Below are 19,183 nucleotides of genomic sequence, written 5' to 3'. Positions count from 1 at the left end.
CGCCCGTTGCGGCAAGGCATCGCAGCACGCCCCAAGTGGATGCAGCGGTACGGAGTCAGGTGTTCGGATACTGGCGGACACAAGACGCCGCCTGCCGACAGCCCCCCCCTCCCCTTGCGGACGGCCCTCCGTTGCAGGCAACGCAACGCGCAGAAAAGCCCGCCTGTCGAGAGACAGGCGGGCTTCATCACATAACGTCGAGACAGTCGCCCCATACAGCGATGGCGACTACTCCCCGTAATCCTCGGAAGGCGGCGGGACCCAGTTGGGGTCGAGGTCTTCGAACGCGGTGTGCGCCGAAAGGTAGGCGAGTTCAGCAGTGCCCGTCGGGCCGTTACGCTGCTTGCCGATGATGATCTCGGCAATGCCCTTGCGCGGGTTGTCGTCGCGCTTGTTGTAGGCGTCGTCGCGGTAGATGAACATGATGATGTCGGCGTCCTGCTCGATGGCACCCGATTCGCGAAGGTCGGAGAGCATGGGACGTTTGTTCGTCCGTTCTTCGACTTTGCGGTTGAGCTGCGAGAGGGCGATGACGGGGATGTTCAGTTCCTTGGCGAGAGCCTTGAGCGAACGCGAAATGTCGGAGATTTCGAGTTCGCGCGAATCGGTGCGTCGACTGGAGCGCATGAGCTGAAGGTAGTCGACCATCACCAGCCCCACGCCACGTTCGGCGCGGAGGCGCCGGGTACGGGCACGCAACTCCAGTGTCGTCAACGCGGGCGTGTCGTCGATGTAGATGGGCGCACGCTCAAGTACATCGGCGGCCTCATAGAGGCGCTTCCAGTCCTCGTCATCGAGAAAACCCTTGCGAAGCTTCGAAAGGTCGACCTTGCCGAAGGAACAGAGCATACGCATCATCAACTGCTCCATCGACATCTCGAGCGAATACACCGCCACAGGTACGTTCTGGTTGATCGCGGCACGCATCGCCATGTTCAGCGAGAACGCCGTCTTGCCCATGGAAGGACGGGCAGCGACGATGATGAGGTCGGACCCCTGGAAGCCGGAGGTCATCTGGTCGAGCTTGACGTAGCCCGTGGTGACACCCGTCACCAGTTCCTTGCGCTCGACGCGTTTCTCCAGTTCTTCGAAGACCTTCTTCACCAGTTCCTTCGAACTGCGGAAGACCTTGCCGCTCGTCCGTTCGGAGATGGCGAAGACAGCCTGTTCCGATTCGTCAAGCAGGCTGCCCACTTCGCGCGAGGCGTCGAAGCAGTTGCTGATGATGTCCGAACAGGCGGATATGAGCGAACGTTGCAGCGACTTGTCGCGGACGATGGTGCCGTAGTATTCGGCGTTGGCGGCGCTGACGACGGCCTGTGCAAGTTCGGCAAGATAGATGGCCCCGCCGACGGCTTCCAGATTCCCATGCGCCTTGAGGTGTTCGGCGACGGAAACGAGGTCGATGGGGGCGTTCTTGCGATAGAGTTCAAGAAAGCTCTCGAACAGCATCTGGTGGGCGGGGAGGTAGAAGTCCTCCGCCGTGAGCGTATCCACGAGGGTGTGGAGGATGCTGTTCTTCAAGAAAACACCCCCCAGCACGGCCTGTTCGGCCTCTATGCTGTGGGGGGGCACACGACGCAACAGTTCGGCCGAGGCACGCTCGGCAGCACCGTCGGCACCACCCCCGCCATAGGCGGGGGTGGTTTCCGAGGAATAGTTATTCTGCTGCGGCTTCCGGCTCTTCGGCCGGGGCTGATTCAGCGACATCGTTCACCTTGTCTTCAGAGACGACCTTGACGAGAATCTCGGCGGTCACGTCAGCGTGCAAACGAACGCGGACGGGATATTCGCCAAGAGCGCGGATGGCGCTGTCAAGCAGGATGCGGCGACGGTCGACTTCAATGCCTTGGGCAGCCAGACCATCGCCGATGATGGCGGTGGTCACGGAACCGTACAGCTTGTCGTTCTCACCGACGCGCATGGGAATGGCCAGAACGAGGCCTTCCAGCTTGGCGGCGATGTCGGCGGCGGCGTTACGCAGGGCGTCCATACGGGCCTGCAGCTTCTTGCGCTCCAGTTCGAAGGCCTTCAGGTTGGCTTGAGAAGCCAGCATACCAAGGCCCTGAGGGAGCAGGTAGTTGCGCCCGAAACCGGGCTTCACGGTGACCACGTCACCGAGACGGCCCAGATTCTCAACGTCAGCACGAAGAATGATCTTCATCACCAGCTCCTCCTACAGAATGCTCTTTTTCTTGACATCACTGGAGTGAGTCGCGGTGTAGATCAGCAGGGCCATCTGACGCGCACGCTTGATTTCGCGGGTCAGCACGCGCTGGTGATGGGCGCAGGTGCCCGTGATGCGACGGGCGATGATCTTGCCACGTTCGGTGATGAAGTCGCGCAGGATGTCGGCGCGCTTGTAATCGATGGGCAGTTCCTTGTCGGCGCAGAAGCGGCAGAACTTGCGGCGCGGAGCGAACTTCTTCTTGAAGGCCATTTATGCAACCTCCTCGACCGCGTCGGCCAGCTTGACGGTCACGAATTTGAAGATGCCGTCGGAGATGCGGATGATGCGCTCGAGTTCCGCCACGGTAGCGCCGGGGGCGGTGTATTCGAGGCGGACATAGTAGCCGCGCATCTGCTTGCGCACGGGGTAGGCGAGATCGCGCATGCCCCAGTGGTCGGCGGTGATCATCGAGCCCTGTTCACGCTCCACCACACCGGAAAGGGTGGTGAGCAGTGCCTCACGGGCGTCTGCGGCCAGCTCCGGGGAAAGGAGCAGCAGCGTTTCGAATTTCCTCATGGGTTCCTCCTTATGGACTGAGGGCCCGTCCTCACATGGACGAGCAAGGCGAATCCGAGTCAATAGCGGCTTGCCCCACCCTTGTCAACACCCGCAAGCCGCCACATCGCATGGGTGGCGCCGGCACGCGTACATGGCTACTCCACAGAGTCGTCATGCCTGCGCGGGTTCATGCCAAGCAGACACAGCACTTCATAGGATATCGTCCCCCACAGGTCGGCCAGTTCATCAGCCGAGACCGTGGCGGGGCCGGGGCCACCAAGCAGCCATACACGGTCTCCCGTGGCGATGCCGGGTACGTCGGTGACGTCGATGGCCGTGGTCTGCATGCACACGCGACCAAGAACAGGCACACGCCGCCCGCCAGCTACAGCAACACCACGCCCTGACAGGGCGCGGCTGTAGTTGTCGGCGTATCCGGCGGCTATGATGGCCACGGTCGCATCTTTGGTGGCGGTGTACGTCCGCCCGTAGCTGATACTACGCCCCGCGGGCAGCGGATGGACCTGCAACACCGGCACGGAGACGGACATGGCGGGCAACAGCCCTTCGCCATGCCGTGCAAGGGCCGTCCCGCGAAGGGGATTCGAACCATAGAGGGCGATGCCGGGACGCTGCACGTCCCAGTGCAGTTGCGGGTGCGCCAGCGTGGCTGCGGAGTTTGACAGCGACCCCATGATATCGGGGAAGTTGCTTCGAAGCCCCGCCATGATACGCGCGAATGCGGCCCCCTGCGCCATCGTGAAGGCCGACTGGGTGGGGTCGTCGGCAACGGCGAGATGCGATACCGCCATGACGGGCCGCACCGAAGGCAGGGTGCGCAGACGCTCGCAAAGGGCAGACACATCATGTTCCGTGAAGCCGAGACGGGCCATGCCCGTATCGAACTTGAGCGCCACGCGCACCGGCCTTTCGGGGGTACCCTGCGCGGCAAGGCGTTCAAGCCCGGCGATATCAAGGACGGTGGGGATGATGCCGGAAGAGGCCGCCAACTGGGCGTCCTCTCTGTCGAGGGCCCCAAGCAGGGCGACGATATCCGCCCCGAAACCGGCCTTGCGCAGCTTCGCCCCCTCCCCCACCGTACCGACGGCGCATTCACGTGCACCTTCGGCCTCAAGGGCCATGCCCACAGCTTCAAGGCCGTGGCCGTACGCATCGGACTTGATGACGGGCATGGGCCGCTGTGCCACCGTACGAATCCGGCGATAGTTGGCGATTATGGATTGGAGACTGACGACAACACTCGCCTTGTTGTAGGATATGGGCATGGAGCCTCCCGGCGGAACAATCCCGGAGTTGCGGCGTTGTAGAACTTTTCCTCGCGTTCAAGCTGTGCTACACGACAACGGTCGTATCGACGCCAGAGGATTCTATCCCCTACAGGAAAGACATTCAACCATAACGGACAGTTCATGACTCTCGGCAGAAAGACACGCGCCGTCGCGGCGGCGTTGATGGCGTTTGTGTGTTGCTGCGTGGCCGAGGCCACCACCCCCGCCCCGGTGCTCGCCTCGGCGAGCGTGCTCGAGATGCGCACCGACGATGCCGAGACCGTGACATGGCACCTCACTGCGGACAACCTCTCCACACTCAACGAGAGCAAGATCCTCGAAGCCACCGGCCAGGTCGCCCTGCGGCGTGGTAACGAATTTTTCAAGGCCGACTATGCCCGCTACTACTCCACGACCAACTGGGTCTACCTCAAGGGCAACGTCGAGGTGTTCACCGGCACCGAGACCATACGTGCCGAAGAAGCCGAATTCGACCTGCGCAGCCGCACGGGATGGATGCAGAAGGGCGAGATATTCATGGAAGGCCCGCACATCTATTTCACGGGTGAGCGGGTCACCAAGAAATGGGGCGACTACTACACCTTTGAAAAGGCCAAGGTGACCTCGTGCCCTCCCGACGGTGAGGCGTGGTCCATGAATGCCGAGCAGGCCGTGGTCGAGATCGACGGCTACGCCCAACTCTTCGGTGCCACATTCGATGTGGCCGACACCAGTCTTGCCTACTCGCCCTATATGATACTGCCCGCCAAGCGTACCCGCCAGACGGGTCTTCTCATGCCGGAGTACGGTATGAGTACCCGCCGGGGCGTGTACTACAACCAGCCGTTCTACTGGGCAGTCGACGACCGGCGAGACGTCACCATCAACGAGTACTGGATGGAGAAACGCGGCTTCATGCACGGCGTGGAGTACCGCTCGCGCGAGGCTTCGGACACCGCCATGTGGATGCGCTTCGACTGGCTTGACGACCTCACGACCGTCAAGAACGACGCCGACGACCCCATCGCCAAGGACGGCCTGGTACGCACCAACAGCGAGCGATTCTGGCTGCGCGGCATGACCGAAGGCAGACTCGGCGACCCCGACTGGCGATACAAGCTCGACCTCGACTACGTGTCGGACCAGAACTTCCTGCGTGAGTTCAACAGCGGCATGTCAGGCTTCGGGAAATCCCGTTCACAACTCTTCGAACTGTTCGGCCGCGACATCCGTGAACTTGACCGCAACCGCATCTCGCAGGGCATGGTCTACCGTGAATGGGACAGGGCCACAGTGGCCCTGAGCGCCCGCTACGAGCAGGACCCTTCGCTCGGGCACGGCAACAAGAACTACAGCGCCGACACCACCGTCCAGCGCCTGCCCCAACTTGACGTGTTCCTGCACAAGGGCAGGGCCTTCGAGGAAATGCCCCTCGAAATCGAGGCCGAAGCCCAGACGGTGTATTTCCACCGCCGCAACGGCACGCAGGGCGGACGTACCGAAATAGCGCCACGTGTGACGCTGCCCATGAACAGCCGTTACGGTTCCGTCATCGCCAGCATGGGCTGGCGACAGACCATGTATAATACGGAACGAGCGAAGGGACTCGATGGCGAACCGGCACCCACCGGTGACTACCGCTCACTGCCTGACTACAACGTCGCGGCGTTCACCGAAGTGGGCCGCGTGTGGGACCTTGAAGACGGCGCCCTCGACCCCGCCACAGAAGAGGTCGGCACACGCCACTGGAAGTCCGTCTACCACCGGGTGCAACCCCGTATCGAGTACCGCAATATCGCCAACGTCGATCAGGACCGTAACCCCTACTACGACGACAGCGACAGAATCGGCCCCAGAAGCGAACTCGTCTACTCCGTCACCAATATCCTCACCCGCAAGCGTGGCACGGTGGTGCCTGCACGCGACCCTGACAGCGAAGAGGAGTACCAGAAGGTCGCCTACGACTATCTCGACGTGATACGTTGGCGTCTTGAAAGCGGTTACGACCTGCGCGAGATGGACCGCAACGACGACCTCGAAGACTATCCGCGCCGTCCTTTCATGGACATGATCTCCGACCTTCGGTTCGGCGTGTTCGACTGGCTGAGCATCTACACGCGCAGCGACTGGTCGCCCTATCTTGGAGACTTCACGCGGCACGACCAGGGCGTGACCTTCACATCACAGCGGTGGGGCTATATCAGCACGGGGTACAGCTACAGACCGAAGCTGGACGAATACAACCGGAAACGCGCCTATACAGGCAACCTCGCCACGCTCACCGCCGCCGTCAACATGTGGGGGCCATGGTCGGCCGCCGGGCACATGTACTATGACTTCGTGCGTCAGGAAGGCTACGAACGCGCTTTCGACCTCATCTACAGCAACCCCTGCTACAAGTTCATCCTGCGCTACACCTACGACGTCTATGACGAAGGGATAGAATTCCTCGTGGAGTTGCCCGGACTCACGAACTGATACCCTCCGCCACTCTTCGGCGCGCATGACCCGGCTGTCGAAGCCTGAAGATACTAGAAGCCCCCTCCCGCATCGCAGGAGGGGGCTTCTTCTGGCATTGTCTGCCACGCCCTCGTATCACCCAGCTGTGCTTACACCGGGCTGCCGGGGGCGAAATAGAATCGAAGCGTAGCTAGCGCACGGTGAGGCGCAGGAAGCGCTTCTTGCCGAGTTTGATGACGTACTCGCCAGAGGCAAGGGGGCTATTGGCGTCATCGCAGCGTACCCCATCCACAGACAGTGCCCCTTCCTTGATGAGGCGCTTGGCCTCGCCACGGGACTTCACGAGTCCTGCGGCTTCAAGGAAGGCGGGCGGGGTGCTGTCGTCGCCATGGTCGCAGGCATGCACCGGCGCGTCGTCCGGCACGCCGCCACCGGCGAATACGGCATTGAAGCCCTGCTGTGCCTCTGCGGCCTTGTCTTCGCCATGGTAGCGGGTGGTCAATTCGTAGGCCAGCGACTCCTTCACCAGCTTGGGATGCGCCTCACCCGTCTCCACCTTGCGGCGAAGGTCGGCGATTTCATCAAGGGAACGCGAGGAGATGAGTTCGAAGTAGCGCCACATCAGTTCGTCTGAGACGGACATGAGCTTGCCGAACATGTCGGCGGGCGATTCATCGATACCCACATAGTTGCCCAGGGATTTTGACATCTTCTTGACGCCATCCAGCCCTTCGAGGAGCGGCATGGTGAGGATGCACTGAGGCTCCTGCCCGTATTGAGACTGCAGATGCCGCCCCACGAGCAGGTTGAACTTCTGGTCCGTACCGCCCAGTTCCACATCGGCCTTGAGGGCCACGGAATCGTAGCCCTGCACCAACGGGTACAGGAATTCGTGGACAGCGATGGGGCGTCCTTCCTTGTAGCGTTTCTCGAAATCGTCACGCTCCATCATCCGCGCCACGGTATAGCGAGATGCGAGCCTGATGAAGTCCGCCGCGCCGAATTCACCCATCCAGCGCGAATTGAAGTCGACCACGGTCTTTTCCGGGTCGAGAATCTTGAAGACCTGCTGCTTGTAGGTCTCGGCATTGGCGAGCACCTGCTCGCGCGTCAGCGGCGGACGGGTATCGGAACGACCCGAGGGGTCACCGATGAGCCCGGTGAAGTCGCCGATGAGGAAGATTACGGTGTGGCCGAGTTCCTGAAAATGGCGCAGCTTGTGGATGAGCACCGTGTGCCCGAGGTGCAGGTCGGGCGCAGTGGGGTCGAACCCCGCCTTGATGCGCAACGGCGTGCCCCGCTCAAGCTTCTTGCGGAGTTCACCCTCGTCGATGAGTTCGGCGCAGCCCCGCTTGATGTGCTCCAGTTGCCTGTCGATGTCGATCATTACGCTAACCCCGATTGTATGGTATCGGCACGGTCTTGCAGAGAACCGTTGCCGTGTCAATCTTCTGCACCCACGCCGTCTCGCCGGACTCCCATGGCCCTGTCTTCAACCCGATGCGGCACAATCGCCCACTACAGGAGAGGGCAGGGCGATGCGTGAGCACCCGGCATGGGGTTTACACGCCCCATCACGCTCATGGCCTCTGCCCGGACTCGTCATCGGGCCTTTCTGCTGGCATCTCTGCGGGCATCTCCGCCTCGCCGCGCCACACCTCGCGCACGGCAGTGGGGCACCCCTCTCGCAGGCACTCCATGCGCAGCGCCTGCCCTGTGGCATCATCCACCTCAAGGAACACGCCATTCAGTGAACCACGCCCCGATGCGGGTCTGAACCGTTGTGGCATGGCCGTCAGAAAGCGGTCTACGATGACCTTGTGGTCCATGCCCAGCACCGACGCCTCGACCCCGCACATGCCAAGGTCGGTCAGGTACGCAGTACCACCGGGCAGCAGCATGGCATCGGCAGTCTGCACATGGGTATGGGTTCCCAGTACCGCCGAGACGCGCCCGTCCAGATGCCAGCCCAGTGCCTTCTTCTCGCTGGTGGCCTCGGCATGGAAATCGACGATACGCACAGTCACGTCCTCTGGCACGGAGGCAAGCAGCATGTCCGCCGTACGGAAGGGACACTCCAGCGCGTCCATGTAGGTGCGCCCGAGGAGATTCAGTACCGCCACCCGCCTGCCGTCGGACAGTTCATGCACATACACCCCCCTGCCGGGGCTACCGTCCGGGTAATTCGCCGGGCGCAGCAGTCGTGGTTCGCGGTCGAGGGTGGCGTAGATTTCGCGATGCTTCCAGATGTGGTTGCCGCTGGTCAGGATGTCGACACCGCAGGCGAACAACTCGCGCATGGACTCAACCGTGAGTCCGATACCCCCGGAGGCATTCTCGCCGTTGACCACCACCACATCGGCCGCATGGGCCACCCGAAGCGAGGGCAGGCGCTCACGCAGGGCAAGGCGCCCCGGCTTGCCCACTACGTCGCCGAAAACGAGGATGCGCATCCTAGCGTTCCCCGAAGAGCAACACGTCGACCAGCGCACCACGCTCCAGTCCTTCGACTTCGGCGGGGATGCGGACGACCCCGTCGGAACCGACGAGGGTCTTGAGCAGGCCGGACTTGCCGAACAGCGGAACGGCCTCTGGCAGGTCGTCGGGGCGAGGGTCGAGACGAACCCGGATGTAGTCCTCACGTCCCTGACGGGTGGCCGTGTTCCGGGCAAGCACCGCACGACGCGAAGGCCAGCGCGACATGTCGAACGCATCCTGCCATCCGGCCAGATGCCGCAGGAAAGGCATACCGAGGACGTGCATGACCACCTGCGCCGACGTAACCTGACCGGGCAGCCCCCACACCAGCTTTTCACCGACACGCGCGACGATGAGCGGCTTGCCGGGGCTGATGGCCACACCGTGGCACAGCAACTCGGCCCCTTCGATGCGTTCAAGCGCCGCCACGGTGAGGTCACGCACACCGACAGAACTACCGCCGGAAAGCAACACGACGTCGGCTGTTTCAAGCCCCTGCCGCAATGCGGCTTCCAGCGCGGGCAAGACATCGGGTACGAGTCCCATGCAGCGGGGCACGGCCCCGGCGCGACGCACAAGACATGCCAGCGTATGGGTGTTCACATCGCGAATCTGCCCGTCACGCGGGGTCGCATCGGCGGGAACCAGTTCGTCGCCAGTCGAGATGACCGCCACACGGGGCCTGCGATGCACCAAAGGTGCCGTCTCGCCCAATGCGGCCAGAAGGCCCACTTCCTGCGGTCGCAGAAGCGTACCCGCAGGCAGGACGACGCGCCCTTCTTCCGCGTCCTCGGCCCGGAGCATCACATTCTCCCACGGCGCAACGGGCCGGTGCGCTTCGATGGCGCCGCCCCCGAGGTCGTGGGCATATTCCACCATGAGGACGGCATCCGCCCCTTCGGGCAAGGTTCCACCTGTGACGATGCCGAGACACTGTCCGGGGCCGAGAGTCACATCCGGTCGGGCGTCGATGGCACTATGCCCCACGACATCGAGATATGCCGGACTGCCCTCGGACGCCCCGAAAAGGTCGGCAGCGCGCACGGCATACCCGTCCATGGCGGCCCGGTGCGTAGCCGGAAGGTTCTCGCGCGCGACCACGGCCTTGGCAAGCACTCGCCCGTCCAGCGAATCAAGGGAACCGGACGATTCAAGGGAAGTAGGCGCATCGGAAGAGTCGAGAGAAGCTGCATCCTCGATAGGCAAGGAGTCACTGCGCCCCGCTGTCGGGCATTCCGCACCCAGAGGGGCACAGGTACGTAGCAGTGCCACGAGTTCCGAGACCGTCAACACCCTGAAGAATCGTTGCTGCATGGACATGCTCCCTTCTTGGCGATCGAAATCACGTCCATACCCTGCCCATGGCAAGGGGGCAACCCACAGAAGCCTTTCCACCTTGACACCTTTTTGAAATAAGACTACCCATAGCGCATACTTTTTTATTATTCGTAACACACATTTCAGGGAGTCACTCATGCGTACCCGCATCGCCGCGTCCGTCATCACCCTGCTTCTTGCCCTGCCGTCCGGGGCTGCGGCCCACGAATTCGCACTCGTTCCGCAACCGTGGCAGGTGTACCACACCGGGCAGGAAGTACCGTTCGGACTGGTAGCCACTCACGCCTTTCTCAAAAGTGAAGAACTCGAAGACCCCGCCAGCGTGTCAGCGACCTACGAAGGCAAGGATATCACCTTGCAGGCCGACAGCGTCTTCCTCCAGCATGAGGGCAAGGTGAAGCTTGGCAAGTCCGGCGCAGCGCTGCTTCGTGCCCACCGCAAAGGGGAAATCTGGAGCAACACCCCCAAAGGCTGGCTGAAGGGCGGGCGCGACACCCACAAGAATGCCATCACCAGCAACAAGTACGAGAAATTCGCCAAGACGCTCCTTCCGGTCGACGGCAAGACCGAAGGGTTTGATAAGGTCGCTGGAGACAGGCTCGAGATCGTCCCCGTGGACAACCCGCTTGCGGCCCGCCCCGGAGACACCGTCCGCTTCAAGGTACTGCTCGACGGCAAGCCCTTCGCACCCGAAAGCGTGACCGCCACGTATGACGGGTTCAGTGACGCCGCCAACACATGGGCCTACCTTACGGAACCGGGCGGGGACGGCCTAGCGTCCATCAGGCTTTCGACATCGGGCTTGTGGATGGTGCGCGTTGAACACACCGACAGGACGAAGACGGCAGAGTATGACGCCCATGTGATGCGCGCCACGCTCGTATTCCCTGTGAGGTAGACGTGCTTCAGGGTTTCCGCCTCACGCGCCCGGTCGCCTTGAATGCCATGGCAATAGCACTACTCACGGTGCTTGCGGCATGGAACGACACCGCCCACGCTCATGGCGTCGGCCATGTGCCTGAAACGCTCAACGCCGAGGCAATCCGCTTCTACTACTCCGACGGCACCCCCATGGCGTTCGCCGAGGCGACCCTCTTCGACCCGGAAGGGGTCGAGCACCAGAACGCCCGAACAGACGCGAAGGGCCGCATCGCCGTCCTTCCGGACAAGCCCGGCTCATGGCGCCTCGTCGTCAGCGACGGCATGGGACACCGCTCTGAAATGACCATTGCTGCCGGTGCGGACTCATCCACCGCCCGACAGCCTTCCGGCAACGCCGAAGGCCCTTCCGGCCTCACGGCGACTCTCCTCGGCCTGTCGCTACTTGGCAACATCGCCATGAGCGCAGCCCTCCTGCGCAGGCGCAACGCCTAGCAGCCCAGCCCCCCGTCGGCCTTTCCGCTTCCCGCACACGGAAAGGCCGACGGGCCGGGATGGCAGTGCCCCCCCCTCCCACGAGCCTTGGTTCCGCAAAAGTGCCTACTTGACGGCAAGCCCCCAACATCGCATGAGCTAGCTTCTTACCAACCGAAGCCTACCAGGAAGCATCATGCCCCGTTCTGCCAAGGCAACTGGCTACCTCTGCGCCCTTGCCGCCACCGTCATCTGGTCGGGCAACTTCATCGTGGCCCGCGCCCTCGCCGACACCGTCCCCCCCGTCACCACATCCTTTCTGCGCTGGGTCACGGCCCTCGTGGTGATTCTGCCCTTCGGGCTTGGTGCCGTGCGCCGCGACATGCCGCTTCTGCGCGCCAACCTCACCTATTTCATCATGGCAGGCATCACGGGCGTCTCGGTGTTCAACACGTTCATCTACATTGCGGGGCGTACCACCGAAGCCATCAACATGGCGCTCATAGCCAGTTCGTCGCCCGTCTGGATCATCATCCTTTCCCGCATCCTTCTCGGTGAGGCCGTCACCCTGCGCCGCGCCGCCGGGGTCGCCGTCTCGCTTTGCGGGACACTCGTCCTTGTCACCAGAGGGGACTTCACACGCCTCGCCTCGCTGCGATTCGCCGTCGGCGACCTGTGGATGCTGGCAGCTGCGCTCACCTTCGCAAGCTACTCCGTCCTGCTACGCAAGAAACCCGAAGGCATTTCGGCCCTCGGGTCGCTGACCACCACGTTCGCCATCGGCGTCGTGGGCATCCTTCCCATGCTCGCTTGGGAATGGGGGCACGGTGCGCAACTCGCGGTGACTCCCGCCGTGGTCGGCGCAGTGCTCTACATCGGCATTGGCGCCTCGTTGCTGGCGTACCTGTGCTGGAGTGTCGCCGTTGAGCGTATAGGCCCGGCCAAATCGGCACTGGTCTACTATTCGCTACCGCTTTTCAGTGCGACAGAAGCCGCCCTGCTTCTCGGCGAGACGATAACCCTCGCCCACGTGGCAAGTTGCGCCCTCATCGTCGGGGGCATCCTCATCGCCACGATGCAGCGGGCACCAGCCGCGAAGTGATGATGTCCGGGGCCTGACCACCTAGGAGCGGCACGGGCCCACGGCCAGCCATCGGTCAACTGCCGTTGGCACGCATGGCTGCGGCATCGATACCGTAACGGGCGACCATCTTCTGGATGGACACGCGCGACAGCCCCGAAAGTCTGGCAGCCTCGGTGACATTGCCCCCCGTACTCTCCAGAAGGTCGCGCAGGTACCTCTCACTGAACGACTCGACCAGCGATGCCTTGGCATCCTTGTAGGGCATCACCTCTCCCTCCGCCACGGGAGACGGCACACAGAGGGCGGCAGGGGCTCCGCTCTCGCTCTGTTCGGCCTGTTGCACGGCATCAAGCGTGATGCCATCCCCCCGGCTGAACAGGGCGAGCCTGCGCACGTAGTTCTGCAATTCACGCACGTTGCCCGGCCATTCGCGCCGCATGAGATGGTCGAGGACGCCTTCATCGAAGTCACGCTGCGGTACACCGAGTTCCCGACTTGCACGGGCGAGGAACGTCGCCGCAAGCAGAGGGATGTCTGAAAGCCGTTCACGCAACGGCGGAACCCAGATGGTGACGACATTGAGGCGGTAGAAGAGGTCTTCGCGAAAGTCGCGCGACGCCATGCGGGCTTCAAGGTCCTGATTGGTGGAGGCGATGATGCGGACGTCCACGTGCTCATTGCGGGGCGACCCCACGGGGCGCACCTCTCCCTCTTGCAGGAAGCGCAGCAGTTTTGTCTGGATGTTCGATGAGATGTCACCGATTTCATCAAGCAGGACAGTGCCACCGTCGGCAATGGAGAACAGGCCCTTGCGATCCCTTTCCGCGCCTGTGAATGCTCCCCGGACGTGACCGAAGAGCTCGCTCTCAAGCAGATGTTCGGGAATGGCCGGACAATTGAGGGCAAGAAAGGGTTCGTCAACACGCGGACTTAAACGATGTACCATCCGCGCGACCATCTCCTTGCCGGTACCCGACTCGCCACGAATGAGCACGGTGTAGTCGGAAGGGGCAACCGTGGCGACGGTGCGGCGTACAGACTGCATGGCGGGGCTCTCGCCCACCAGTTCACCGGATTCGCCCACCAGTGCCACGAGGTCGCGCAAGCGCCTGTTCTCGTCGAGCAGGCGTGCCCTCTCAAGTCCCTTGCGAAGGACGCGCGCCACCTGTTCAGGCTCGACGGGCTTGGTCACGAAATCGTAGGCCCCGGCCTGCAACGCTTCCACCGCGGTCTCGATGGTGCCGTGGGCGGTGAGCACCACGACGCTCACATCGGGTTCCGTCTCCATGACCCGCCTGAGCAGTTCCATGCCGCCCATACCCGGCATACGCAGGTCGGTCACCATGACGTGGACGCGCTGCTTGCGGATATGCTCCAGCGCGTCCTGACCGGAGAAGGCGACATCCACGTGCACGTCTGGAAAAAGACGGGCTATGAGGCGAGCCAGCCCGTTGGCGAAATCCTGCTCGTCATCGACGAGAAGCACCCTCTGCCTGTTTGCCATTCCTACACCTTCTCCTCTGTGGCCCCGGCTTCAGGGGCGGTCCCGGCCGGCAGTGTCACCCGGAAGACGGCACCGCCCAGTTCATGGCTTTGCAAGACCTCCGCCGTGCCTCCGGCATCGGTCACGATGCCATAGACGACGGAAAGCCCCAACCCTGTGCCTGTCTCCTTGGTGGTATAGAACGGGTCGAACACCCGTTGCAGGGCATCGGTCTCCACCCCGAGGCCATTGTCCTCCACATCGATACGGACGTTCAGCCCATGGCTGCGAAGCCGTATTCTGATGAGTCCATCCTCGCCTGTGAGCGCATCGATGGCATTGAGGAGCAGGTTCGAGAGTATCTGCTCAAGGGCCTGCTCACCGATGCGGGCAGGCGGCAAGCCATCTTCAGCCTCGACCTGTACCCGTCCCCCACGGTGGGCGGCCTGAGGCCCGAAGACCTCCGCCATGCGCCGCGCCACACCAGCCGCGTCGGTCAGCACCCCCTCAAAGGCCTTGGGCCGCGCGAAGTCGAGCAGGTCGCGCAGCACCTTCTGGGCCTGCCGGGTATGCCGCAGGATGATGCCCAGGTCGTCCTGCTGTTCTGCGGTCGCCCCCTGGCGCAGCAGTTCGGCATAGCACAGGATGACGCCCAGCGGGTTGTTGATCTCATGGGCAAGGCCCGCAGAAAGCTTGCCCACCGTGGCCATGCGTTCACTCTGATTCACGCGGGCGAGCATCCGGCGCTCGGCGGTGGTTTCATGGATGTAGGCCGCCACCCTGCCGGGGCGTTCCTCGACACGCGGCAAGGGATAGAGTTGCACACTGAAAGACCTGCCGTCATCCAGTTGCACCTCTCGGTGCAACACGGCTCCGCCATGGGCAACGGCTTCGATCTCGGTCTCGCACGACGTACCGAGCAACGGTGCCAGCAGATTGCCGTAGCCGTCGGTGCCGCCGAGTTCGGTAGCCAGACGCCGTGCGCCATCATTGGCGATGACAAGTCGCCCCTTGGCGTCGAGGAGTGCGAGAGGGTCGCCGACACCATCGAAGACGGCTTGCAGCAGGTCCATCTGCCGCATCATGCGATCGAGCGCAGAGATGTTCTCGGCTACGGTTCCTAGCTGTCTGCCGAGTGCGCGCAAGACATCCATATTCTGCCTCGCAGCCTCTTCGGGCGTCGCCCATTCGAGGCAGAGCAACCCCTCGGTCGCCCCGTCCTGCGCTTCCACCGGCACGAAGACCCGCGTTCCGAAAACATGCACACGCCCCTCCGTAAGCAGCGGGGTGAGCGGTTCAGGCAATTCCGGGAGGGGTTCATTGGACGGCCACACATAATGGTTGTGCGACACGAAGGTGCAGACATAGCCCACACGCCGCGTGCCGAACCGTTTAGCAATCTGGGGCAGGGCTCCGCGCCAGAGACGCTCGCGGGTATGGGTTCCACGCATGTCTTCGAGCAGTTGCACGAACAGGCTCACGTCGGCGCGCCGTTCTGCGGCCTCCTGCGAAAGGGCCTCGGTGCGGGCGTCCACCATGTCGCGCAAATTGTCGGCATACGCCTGCAACTGGTTACGGGCCTCGGCGAGATGATGTGCCACATCCTCGAACCGTTCGACGATCTCTTCGACCTCGTCCCCTTCCTGAAGCCCGTCGAGGCGTTCAAGCGCTCGCGATTGCCCGTCGAAACCGAGCGTCTTTCTGAACGAGGCGGCAAGGTCATGCAGACGGCGCACGACGAGCACCCTGAACACGAAGAATGCAGTGGCAAAGAAGAACGTGGCGCAGAGCACGAAGAGAATGAAATAGGAGGTGATGACACCCTTGAGCTGCGCTTCGCTGGAACCGACAGGGAACGCGACGAAGTCGAGCCCGTCGATGCTGTCGAGTTTGTGCCCGAAGCCCCTTTCGCCATACATGCGGATGAGCTCCGGCGGCGCGTCGCCTGGCACGCCATGGCAAGGCATGCATTCGGCCGTGAAGCGCACCTGCCGGGTGATGACGAAATGATCGGTACCGCGAAGGTTCAGCGTTCCGGCCCACTGCGTCTCGTCCTCGCGAGCCCGGAACCGCTCGATGAGCGACCGCTCAAGCTCATCCGCCTCCGACGCCGGGTTGCGTGCGCCGATGGCGACCCGCCTGTAGACATGGCCGACAGCCTTGTCGCCCATGCGTTCCATGATATTCCGGGAAATGAACGAAGAGGACATGCCCTCGATGAAGAACTCGCCGGGGTGCGTCTTGAACATGCTGGGCCGGAGCGTCTCGCGCACGTACCCCTGAATGGCGTCAATCTGGGCGAAGACCAGTTCGGCCTTGTCACGCACCTGCTCTTCGACCACTCCACGCATATGCACATAGAATATGAAGGAAAAGACCACGCACAGGACAAGTCCGGCAAGCCCGAGGCTGAGCAGGAACTTGTGCTCCAGAGTATGCGATTTGCGATTGTGCATGGCGTCTCGAAAGCGAAAAAGGCGGCACGGGGCCGCGTTACAGAATGAAACGGAGTCTAGGGGCAGGAGCGTGCCCCGTCAACGGCTAGCCCCCTTGTTCCGGTCCCTGGGGCGTGAACCGCCAACTGTCCCGTGAATTGTTCTCGGCAGCCTGCGTGGCGTCCACATCATTGTAATAGAGCGCTCCGCTACGGATACCGTAGATGTCCTGCACCGCACCGTAGTGGGCAAGGGCCGGAACACTGGCGACGATGCGCGGCCCCACCACCCAGAACGCGAACCACAACACCCCGATGCCGAATCCGAGTCGCAGCAGCCTCACCGGAAGACTCGCCTGTACCATCTTTCGCTCCTTGCGGATTGAGGCGGGGGCCGTAGCCCCCGCCAGCCGTTCCCTTAAATCTTCGCGGTGATTTCCGGGAAGACGATGTAGAACATGATGTAGGCCATGGTCAGCGTCAACACAAGGTTGAAGCTCTGACCGCACACGTACAGGATGAGCGGCTTGCCGCCCTTGAAGTAGTGCGCCAGTTCACGGAAGTTCGTGGCAAGACCGATGGCGGTGAAGGCGAGGCAGAAGAACCAGCCACGCAGCGGCGACGACAGACCCTTCAGGACGCCCTGGTTGACCATGATCTGGCTCATGTCCGAGCCGAGGCTGCCGGAGATGATCGAGAAGATGATCGACGCGGTGAGGAAGCCGAGGACGAACTTGGGGAAGCGGTTCCAGATTTCGATCCAGCCCACGCTACGGCCCGAAGTGCATTCGACGCGGGCGCACCAGTACACGGCCACACCGAAGGCGACCACACCGATGAGCACGTTCTGGATCATCTTGATGGTGGCAGCCACGTACAGGGCCTTCTCGCCGAGGAACGCACCGGCAGCGGCAACGGCACCCGTGGCGTCGATGGTACCGCCCATCCATGCACCGCCGAGAATCTGCGGCATGCCCACGGACTTGATGAAGGCAGGCATGACGATCATCATGATGGCGGTGAACACCAGCGACAGGCCGATGGACAGGGTGAGCTCCTCCTTCTTGGCGCGGCAGGCCGCAGCCGTGGCGATGGCAGCAGAGGTGCCGCACACCGACATGTCGGCGGAGATGACCATATTCAGCGTCTTCGAAGGCATCTTCAGGATCTTCTGACCGAAGATGAAGGTGCAGATGAGCACGATGGGGGTGACGACCCATGCCACGAAGATACCGGGGATGCCGATGGCGATGATCTTGTCGAACAGCACTTCGGCACCCAGCAGCACAAGACCGGTCTTGATGTAGTACTCGACCTGCAGGGCGGGCTTGATGAAATTGGGCGTGCCCACGGTGTTGGCGATGAGCATCCCGATGATGATGGCCCACGCTTCGGTGCCGATGCCCCAGTACTTCATGGTGCTCTGGTGGCCCATCATCTGCGCGATGACGGCAACCACGAACACGCCGATGAAGCCGACAAGGAACTTGGGAACATCATGGCCCATGAACTTCATGCCGATGGCGAAGAACAGCCCCATGACCACCATGAGCATCGGCAGCGACGTGGAGATGTTGAAGGCCTTGGTCTTCACCTTCTTCTCGGCGGACTTCATCTTGGCAAGGTCTGCGCGCCATTCGGCGATCTTGCCCTGCGCGGCGTCATTGAGTGCGGTGTCGGCAAAACCGGCTTCTGCGGCGGCTGCCTCAGCCACCTGCGCGGCAGCGAATGCGGCATCGGACTTGGCCTTTGCGGCCTCGAACTTCGACTTTGCCGCGGCGTTGCGCTCCTCGGCGGCTTCCTTGGAAAGCACGAAGGACTCGAGAGGATTCGATGTCCAGCCTCCGGGCGCCTTCAGGAAGGCTCCGATGGACTTGCCGGTGGCGGAGTCCATGGCCTTGAGCTTGCCCTTGTCATCCTGTGCCTTGTAGTAGGCAAGGGTCTTGAAGGGCGCGCGTTCGGCCTCTGCCGCCATGACCGCGTTGGCCTTGTCCACCTTCTGCGCGAATTCGGGCGAAGGATTGGCGAGGAACAACCACATCCCTGCGATGAGAATGACGAAACCAAGCCAGATGGCCCAGTAGTCCTCTTTGGTCCACAGGTCGGACAGACGCGACTGCCCGTGGTCGACCACGACGTTGCTTTCATTTTCAGCCATTGTTCCCTCCTTGCTGACATGTGGCGTAACGACACGCCACGTTTGTGCTTCTTTGAACAAGAAGCGTGCCAGAAAGAGAGATTCATTAACAGCTTTTAATTAAAGAATGTTAATGTGCAGGACGACTCGGCAAGCTGCAAACATCACTTTGCATCGTAAACCTGTGTTAGCGCCCTTTCGCAAACCCGCGTTTGCGCTTCTCCATTCGTCCAGTCGGCGTTGCCTAGGGGCGCACACCCTATGAACGCCACGCGTCGTAGCCCTCCGAGGCGATGCGTGAAGGGCCCCGACAAACACATTCCCCCTGCTGTCTTCGGGACGGCGCGTGTCGTTCACCCGCACTTGCCCAACGGCGACAATGCCCGGAAGCGTATTCGA

16 protein-coding genes are annotated in these 19,183 nt (G+C 62.4%); 4 read left to right on the top strand and 12 right to left on the bottom strand.

The genetic code is table 11. The features are described from left to right. Positions 1–228: 228 nt before the first annotated feature. The 5 genes from dnaB to alr form a co-directional block, all read right to left on the bottom strand. On the bottom strand, positions 229–1,710 hold the full coding sequence (gene dnaB / locus DVU_RS04550) for a replicative DNA helicase (RefSeq protein ID WP_010938258.1): 1,482 nt from the start codon (positions 1,708–1,710) through the stop codon (positions 229–231). Then, entirely contained in the window at positions 1,661–2,164 is a 504-nt protein-coding gene (gene rplI / locus DVU_RS04545) for a 50S ribosomal protein L9 (RefSeq protein WP_010938257.1), read from the bottom strand. Before rplI ends, dnaB begins: the two co-directional genes overlap by 50 nt. A gap of 12 nt (positions 2,165–2,176) precedes the next feature. Continuing rightward, positions 2,177–2,440 carry a 30S ribosomal protein S18 gene (gene rpsR / locus DVU_RS04540; RefSeq protein ID WP_010938256.1) on the bottom strand — a complete coding sequence of 88 codons (264 nt, stop codon included), beginning with the start codon at positions 2,438–2,440 and terminating at the stop codon, positions 2,177–2,179. Then, positions 2,441–2,746, bottom strand: a complete 306-nt coding sequence (rpsF, locus tag DVU_RS04535) for a 30S ribosomal protein S6 (RefSeq protein ID WP_010938255.1) — start codon at positions 2,744–2,746, stop codon at positions 2,441–2,443. 137 nt (positions 2,747–2,883) lie between these two features. Continuing rightward, positions 2,884–4,014 carry an alanine racemase gene (alr, locus tag DVU_RS04530; RefSeq protein WP_010938254.1) on the bottom strand — a complete coding sequence of 377 codons (1,131 nt, stop codon included), beginning with the start codon at positions 4,012–4,014 and terminating at the stop codon, positions 2,884–2,886. Between the two features lie 144 nt (positions 4,015–4,158). On the opposite strand from alr, the gene DVU_RS04525 reads away from it, so the two are divergent. Further along, positions 4,159–6,495 carry an LPS-assembly protein LptD gene (locus DVU_RS04525; protein WP_011792614.1) on the top strand — a complete coding sequence of 779 codons (2,337 nt, stop codon included), beginning with the start codon at positions 4,159–4,161 and terminating at the stop codon, positions 6,493–6,495. A 172-nt stretch (positions 6,496–6,667) separates the two neighbouring features. Here the strand turns inward: DVU_RS04525 and tyrS are convergent, their stop codons facing one another. The 3 genes from tyrS to DVU_RS04510 form a co-directional block, all read right to left on the bottom strand. Beyond that, positions 6,668–7,864, bottom strand: coding sequence for a tyrosine--tRNA ligase (gene tyrS, locus DVU_RS04520; RefSeq protein WP_010938252.1), 1,197 nt, complete (start codon positions 7,862–7,864; stop codon positions 6,668–6,670). 193 nt (positions 7,865–8,057) lie between these two features. Then, positions 8,058–8,930 (bottom strand): TIGR00282 family metallophosphoesterase, encoded by an 873-nt coding sequence (locus DVU_RS04515; protein ID WP_010938251.1) that lies wholly within the window; start codon positions 8,928–8,930, stop codon positions 8,058–8,060. A 1-nt stretch (position 8,931) separates the two neighbouring features. Further along, positions 8,932–10,269 (bottom strand): molybdopterin molybdotransferase MoeA, encoded by a 1,338-nt coding sequence (locus DVU_RS04510; protein ID WP_010938250.1) that lies wholly within the window; start codon positions 10,267–10,269, stop codon positions 8,932–8,934. 160 nt (positions 10,270–10,429) lie between these two features. Between DVU_RS04510 and DVU_RS04505 the strand changes: the two genes are divergently transcribed. The 3 genes from DVU_RS04505 (at position 10,430) to DVU_RS04495 (ending at position 12,748) form a co-directional block, all read left to right on the top strand. Continuing rightward, entirely contained in the window at positions 10,430–11,191 is a 762-nt protein-coding gene (locus DVU_RS04505; protein ID WP_010938248.1) for a DUF4198 domain-containing protein, read from the top strand. Positions 11,192–11,238: 47 nt separating this feature from the next. Next, a complete protein-coding gene (locus DVU_RS04500) occupies positions 11,239–11,667 on the top strand; it encodes a peptidase associated/transthyretin-like domain-containing protein (RefSeq protein WP_010938247.1) in 429 nt (142 codons plus the stop codon). A gap of 175 nt (positions 11,668–11,842) precedes the next feature. Next, positions 11,843–12,748 carry a DMT family transporter gene (locus DVU_RS04495; protein ID WP_010938246.1) on the top strand — a complete coding sequence of 302 codons (906 nt, stop codon included), beginning with the start codon at positions 11,843–11,845 and terminating at the stop codon, positions 12,746–12,748. 55 nt (positions 12,749–12,803) lie between these two features. Here the strand turns inward: DVU_RS04495 and DVU_RS04490 are convergent, their stop codons facing one another. From DVU_RS04490 to DVU_RS04475, 4 genes are all read right to left on the bottom strand, one after another. Further along, the gene (locus tag DVU_RS04490; RefSeq protein WP_010938245.1) at positions 12,804–14,234 is read right to left on the bottom strand and encodes a sigma-54-dependent transcriptional regulator; all 1,431 of its coding nucleotides are present in this window, start codon (positions 14,232–14,234) and stop codon (positions 12,804–12,806) included. 2 nt (positions 14,235–14,236) lie between these two features. Then, the gene (locus tag DVU_RS04485) at positions 14,237–16,669 is read right to left on the bottom strand and encodes a c-type heme family protein (RefSeq protein WP_010938244.1); all 2,433 of its coding nucleotides are present in this window, start codon (positions 16,667–16,669) and stop codon (positions 14,237–14,239) included. An 85-nt stretch (positions 16,670–16,754) separates the two neighbouring features. After that, positions 16,755–17,012 (bottom strand): hypothetical protein, encoded by a 258-nt coding sequence (locus DVU_RS04480; protein WP_010938243.1) that lies wholly within the window; start codon positions 17,010–17,012, stop codon positions 16,755–16,757. A gap of 53 nt (positions 17,013–17,065) precedes the next feature. Next, positions 17,066–18,805, bottom strand: a complete 1,740-nt coding sequence (locus DVU_RS04475; protein WP_014524295.1) for a YeiH family protein — start codon at positions 18,803–18,805, stop codon at positions 17,066–17,068. Between the last annotated feature and the right edge of the window lie 378 nt (positions 18,806–19,183).

This window comes from Nitratidesulfovibrio vulgaris str. Hildenborough, from assembly GCF_000195755.1.
Taxonomy (GTDB): Bacteria; Desulfobacterota; Desulfovibrionia; order Desulfovibrionales; family Desulfovibrionaceae; genus Nitratidesulfovibrio; species Nitratidesulfovibrio vulgaris.
The sequence above is the reverse complement of the archived record's forward strand: the minus strand, read 5'-3'. Positions and strand labels throughout refer to the sequence as shown.

What these genes read in the sequence shown, in the direction of transcription:
- dnaB (WP_010938258.1), bottom strand. Translation starts at nt 1,710, where the DNA reads ATGTCGCTGAATCAGCCCCGGCCGAAGAGCCGGAAGCCGCAGCAGAAT.
- rplI (WP_010938257.1), bottom strand. Translation starts at nt 2,164, where the DNA reads ATGAAGATCATTCTTCGTGCTGACGTTGAGAATCTGGGCCGTCTCGGT.
- rpsR (WP_010938256.1), bottom strand. Translation starts at nt 2,440, where the DNA reads ATGGCCTTCAAGAAGAAGTTCGCTCCGCGCCGCAAGTTCTGCCGCTTC.
- rpsF (WP_010938255.1), bottom strand. Translation starts at nt 2,746, where the DNA reads ATGAGGAAATTCGAAACGCTGCTGCTCCTTTCCCCGGAGCTGGCCGCA.
- alr (WP_010938254.1), bottom strand. Translation starts at nt 4,014, where the DNA reads ATGCCCATATCCTACAACAAGGCGAGTGTTGTCGTCAGTCTCCAATCC.
- DVU_RS04525 (WP_011792614.1), top strand. Translation starts at nt 4,159, where the DNA reads ATGACTCTCGGCAGAAAGACACGCGCCGTCGCGGCGGCGTTGATGGCG.
- tyrS (WP_010938252.1), bottom strand. Translation starts at nt 7,864, where the DNA reads ATGATCGACATCGACAGGCAACTGGAGCACATCAAGCGGGGCTGCGCC.
- DVU_RS04515 (WP_010938251.1), bottom strand. Translation starts at nt 8,930, where the DNA reads ATGCGCATCCTCGTTTTCGGCGACGTAGTGGGCAAGCCGGGGCGCCTT.
- DVU_RS04510 (WP_010938250.1), bottom strand. Translation starts at nt 10,269, where the DNA reads ATGCAGCAACGATTCTTCAGGGTGTTGACGGTCTCGGAACTCGTGGCA.
- DVU_RS04505 (WP_010938248.1), top strand. Translation starts at nt 10,430, where the DNA reads ATGCGTACCCGCATCGCCGCGTCCGTCATCACCCTGCTTCTTGCCCTG.
- DVU_RS04500 (WP_010938247.1), top strand. Translation starts at nt 11,239, where the DNA reads ATGGCAATAGCACTACTCACGGTGCTTGCGGCATGGAACGACACCGCC.
- DVU_RS04495 (WP_010938246.1), top strand. Translation starts at nt 11,843, where the DNA reads ATGCCCCGTTCTGCCAAGGCAACTGGCTACCTCTGCGCCCTTGCCGCC.
- DVU_RS04490 (WP_010938245.1), bottom strand. Translation starts at nt 14,234, where the DNA reads ATGGCAAACAGGCAGAGGGTGCTTCTCGTCGATGACGAGCAGGATTTC.
- DVU_RS04485 (WP_010938244.1), bottom strand. Translation starts at nt 16,669, where the DNA reads ATGCACAATCGCAAATCGCATACTCTGGAGCACAAGTTCCTGCTCAGC.
- DVU_RS04480 (WP_010938243.1), bottom strand. Translation starts at nt 17,012, where the DNA reads ATGGTACAGGCGAGTCTTCCGGTGAGGCTGCTGCGACTCGGATTCGGC.
- DVU_RS04475 (WP_014524295.1), bottom strand. Translation starts at nt 18,805, where the DNA reads ATGGCTGAAAATGAAAGCAACGTCGTGGTCGACCACGGGCAGTCGCGT.